The sequence below is a fragment of the bacterium genome, assembly GCA_021372775.1.
In the GTDB taxonomy this organism is placed as follows: Bacteria; Acidobacteriota; Polarisedimenticolia; order J045; family J045; genus JAJFTU01.
In genome coordinates this window covers 1-4,557 of sequence record JAJFTU010000176.1, presented here as the reverse complement: position 1 = coordinate 4,557, position 4,557 = coordinate 1, and the positions used below count along the sequence as shown (strand labels likewise).

General features: G+C 71.6%; 3 protein-coding genes. 1 reads left to right on the top strand and 2 read right to left on the bottom strand.

The window, feature by feature from the left end; translation table 11 throughout:
• The coding region (locus tag LLG88_05875; GenBank protein ID MCE5246436.1) for a hypothetical protein at positions 1-429 on the top strand (429 nt) is incomplete at its 5' end.
• A 153-nt stretch (positions 430-582) separates the two neighbouring features.
• Here the strand turns inward: LLG88_05875 and LLG88_05870 are convergent.
• The gene (locus LLG88_05870) at positions 583-3,456 is read right to left on the bottom strand and encodes a PAS domain-containing protein (GenBank protein ID MCE5246435.1); all 2,874 of its coding nucleotides are present in this window, start codon (positions 3,454-3,456) and stop codon (positions 583-585) included.
• Positions 3,457-3,609: 153 nt separating this feature from the next.
• Positions 3,610-4,557, bottom strand: a 948-nt coding sequence (locus LLG88_05865) for an MtrB/PioB family outer membrane beta-barrel protein (GenBank protein MCE5246434.1), incomplete at its 5' end; no start/stop codon positions are given.

The window sequence follows — 4,557 nt, the reverse complement described above, 5'->3', positions numbered from 1 at the left end:
ATGAAGCGACCGACGAAACTCAGTCCCCCGAAGACCGCGCTCTCGCTGTCCGCCAAGAAGAAGGCGCTCGAAGGGGTCCTCCGCCGGGCGCCGTCCGCGGGCGAGACGGGCGTGGACGCAAGGGCGTCCGCGCTGCTCGCGAAGCGGCTCAGAGAGGTCGCGGACCGCATGGAGCGGAAGGCCGCGGAGAACGCGGCCGCCGAGGCGCGGCGCAAGGAGGCCGCCGCCCAGGACACGGCCGGAACGCCGCCCGCCAAGAAGCCGGGAAAGGAAGTCCGCCGGGAGATGAAGGGGACGGCCGAGACGGGGGCCGCGCGCAACGCGCGCCGCGGCGCGATGTCGCCGCCGGGCCAGAACCTCAACCGCGACGCCCGCGGATGGCGCGCCTCGGCGCGGCCCGACGCGCCGCGCCGGCCTCACGCGACCTGACGGACGGACCGTTCGCCGCGCCGGCCTCGCGCGACCTGCGCGACGGACGGATCGCCTCGCCGACCCCCGCGACCTTGACGGACGGCGCCGGGCGCCGGAGCGGCGCCGCGGATCGCCGGGCGCCGGAGCGGCGCCGCGTCCGGATGAGCGCGCTTACGGCGCCGAAAGCGCTTCGCGGACCTTCTGCGCCAAGCCGCGCAGCGAGAACGGCTTCTGGAGGAACGTAACGCCCGGCGCGAGAACGCCGTGCCGGTCGATGACCTCGCCCGTGTAGCCCGACATGTAGAGCACCTTGAGCCCGGGCCGCAACGCCGCCAGCCGCTCGTAGAGCTCGCGGCCGTTCTCGTCGGCGAGCACGACGTCGGTCACGAGCAGGTCGATCGCGCCCGCGTGCGCCGCCGCGGCCGCCAGCGCCGCCTGCGCGCCGGGGGCTTCGATCACGGAGTATCCGTTCCGCCGCAGCGCGTCCACGGCGAGCGAGCGGACGTCCGCTTCGTCCTCAACGACGAGCAGCGTTCCCTTCCCCTCTTCCGTCTCCGCGGCCGGTCCGGCGGCCGCCGTCGTCTCCTCCTCCGCGGCCTTCTCGGCTGCCCCGAGCCGCGGCAGGTAGATCCGGAACGTGCTCCCCATCCCCGGCTCGCTGTAGACGGAAACGCTGCCGCGGTGCTGCCGGACGATGCCGTAGACCGTCGCCAGACCGAGCCCCGTCCCGCGCCCCGGCCCCTTCGTCGTGAAGAACGGCTCGAAGATCCGCGACAGGACCGAGCCGTCCATGCCGCATCCGGTGTCGCTGATCGCCAGCGACGCGTACCGGCCGGGCGCGACGCCGTCGTGCGCCGCGGCGTACGCTTCGTCCAGGTCCGCGACGCCGGTCTCGATCGCGAGGAGGCCGCCGCCGGGCATCGCGTCCTGCGCGTTGAGGGCGATGTTCAACAGGATCTGCTCCATCTGCCCCGCGTCGGCGAGCACCATCCCGACGTCCGGCGCGAGCCTCGTCTCGATCGCCACGTTCTCGCGCAGCGTCCGGCGCAGCATCCGCTGGAACCCCTCGACGACGGCGTTGAGGTCCACCGGACGCATCTCCAGCGTCTGGCGCCGCGCGAACGCGAGCAGCTGACGCACGAGGTCCTTCGAACGCTCCGCCGCGCGCACGATGTGCTCCACCCGCTCGCGGCGCCCGTCGTCGGCCCCGAGCTCCTGCAGCAGGATCTCGGCGTTGCCCAGAATCGGCGTGAGCATGTTGTTGAAGTCGTGCGCCACGCCGCCGGCGAGAAGCCCGATCGACTCCATCCGCCGCGCCGCGACGAGCTGTTCCTCGAGCCGCCGCTGCCGCGCCTCGGCCCGTTTCCGCTCGGCGAAGTCCCACGCCAGGTCGGCGAAGAGGGCCACCATCCGGACGTCGCTGTCGTCGTAGTCGGTCGCCTTGTTCCCGACGCCGAGCATCGCGACGATCTTCTCGTCGCGGAAGACCGGCACGACCAGCTCCCGCACGACCGCGGGGTGCCCTTCGGGCATCCCTTTGCGGTGAGGAAGGGCGCCGACGTCGTTGTGGATCACCGGCCGCCGCTCGCGGACGCAGTCCACCCACACGCCGGCGCGGTCGAGATCGCAGTGCCGGCCGAGCCCCTCCGCCGTGCAGAACTCGCGGTTCGTCCGGGTCGAAAAGACCTGCACGGAGAAGTGGCGCTCGTCCGGCTCGAGGAAGTGGCAGAACCCGATCCGGCTGCCGGTCAGCGCCTCGGCGTCGTCCACCGCGCGGGTCAGGATCTCGTCGAGGGCGCGTCCGGACGCGAACTCGGCGAGCCGCGCCCGCGCCACGGTCACCGCCTCCCAGCGCCTACGCTCGGTGATGTCCAAGAAGACGACGACCGCCGCCGGCGCGCCCGAAGGCGACGCGATGGGGATCCCGAACACCTCGAGCGGAACGCGCGTTCCGTCGGGCCGCCGGACGTCCATGTCGTCCACCGCCGTCCGCTTCCCGCGCAGCGCCTGCACGAGCGGCATCCGCTCCGCGGGGTACGGCTCGTCCGTCCCGGCGCGCATCGCCTCGAAGTACCCGGCCAGCGCCGCCTCCTCGATCGCCCCCGGGGCCGGACGCCCGAGAATCACCTCCGCCGCCGCGTTCTGGAGCACGGAGCGGAAAGGCACGCCGTCGTAGACGACGACCCCCATCGGAAGGTTCTCGAGGACCGCCTGAATCCGCGCCCGCTCGTCGGCGAGCGCGTCTTCCGCCCGCTTCCGCTCGGAGATGTCGATCGTGATTCCGCCGAGGAGCGGCGGCGCGCCCGGCTCGGCGATGCAGAACTTCCGCGTCGCCCAGATCCGGCCTTGAACCTCCTCCTCGACCGCGCTGTCGCCGCCCGACGCGAGCACGCGGCTATCCTCCGCCGCGAAGGCCCCGCCGGTTCCGGGCCCGAAGATCTCCTCGTTCGTCCGGCCGAGCAGCGCGTCCGGATCGAGCCCCAGGTGGCGCGCGAAGCCTTCGTTGGCGAAGAGCACGCGCCCCTCGCCGTCCTTGATGTAGGCGAGGCCGGGGAAATGCCGCATGAAGGCGCGGAAACGCGCCTCGCTCGCCAGCAGCGCCGCCTCGACGCGGCGACGCTCGCCGACGTCGTTCACCTGCAGCAGCAGATGCCGCCGCCCGCCGGCCGAGAACGGCGTGAGCCGGCAGTCCCACCAAGCGTCGCGGCCGAAAGTGGTGACGATGCGCAGCACGCCGGCGCGATCTTCGCCGGTCGCGAGCGCGTCCTCGGCCAAGTCGAGCAGCCCCGAGGCCCGCCACGACGCCAGCCCGCGGAAGTTCTGCGACAGCAGTTGCTCGCGCGATCCGCCGATGGCGCGGGACGCCGCGTCGTTGACCATGACGCAGCGGCCCTCGTCGTCGTAGACCAGCAGACCGACGGCGGAGGCCGCGAAGAGACGCTCGCGGAACTCCAGCGCCTCGCGAAGACGCTCCTCGACCGGGCTCGCGTCGTCCCGGCGCCCCGCGACGTCCGCCGCCTCGATCCCGCGCCGATCGATCGCCATCCGGTCCGTTCCTCCGCAGGTCTGATTCTACGGTGGACGGCGCGAATCCGGACCGCGAATCGCGCCCCCGAGCCCGTCCCCGGACAGCGAACGGCGCGGGAGGGGCGACCAGCCCCGCCCGCGCCGAGCGCCGCGAACCGTCGCGTCCTGAATCTAGAAGCGGTAGTCGAGGTAGGCGCGGAAGATCTTCGCGTCGTAGTCGGGGTTCTTGACGCCCATGAAGACGAACTTCGCGGCGGACGAGTCGTAGCCGCCCATGTAGATCTGCGTCATGTCGCTGGCCCAGTCCAGGCCCTCGAACTTGTACTTCCAGAACTCGAGTCCGGCGGAGAGCGCCTTGCTGAAGGTGTAGTACCCCTTGACCTTCAGCCAGGTGAACTTGGCGTCCACCTCCGGCCAGGTCTGCGGCGTGCCGAACGTCCCCGCCGGCGGCGCCGGGAAGATGCAGTTCCCTTGGTACAGCTCGTTCGCCGGAACCGTCCCGTAGACCGGGATGCACTGCTGCGCGCTCGAGCCGTCGGACTTGGTGTAGTCGGCGGAGAAGGAGAGCTTGTCCTTGATCGCCTTCCAGTCGGCGCCGAGGCTCCAGGTCTTGTTGTCGTCGCGGGTCCGCGCGAACCAATTGTTGAGCGGGTTGTCCACTTGGGCCGGCGGCGACGCCGCGCGGTAGCGGCTGGCCTGGTCCCAGTCCATCTTGTCCTTCACGTAGCCGCCGTAGACGCTGAACGTCTCGCCGAAGGCGTACGAGACGTCGAGCCCGTAGCTGTGGGTCTTGCGGTAGGTCAGCCCGAAGACGCTGTCCTCGTAGTCGCTCTTGTCCTGCGCCGCCGTCAGCCCGATCGAGAGCCCGTCGAGGGGGGTGACGGTGAGCACCGCGTCGTACCGCTTCGTCTTCCGCTCCGCGATGTCGAAGTGCGTCGCGCCGGCCGCCTCGTCCTCGATCGCGCAGTCCTCTTCGATGCAGTCGGCGGTGAACTTGACGTCGGAATAGGAGGCGTGGAGCCCGACCCACTGCGCGAACTGCACGTCGGCGAAGCCGCGGACCGTCTTCTGGGTGTTGGAGGCGACGGCGCGTCCCTGATGGTCCCACTTGTCGTGGTC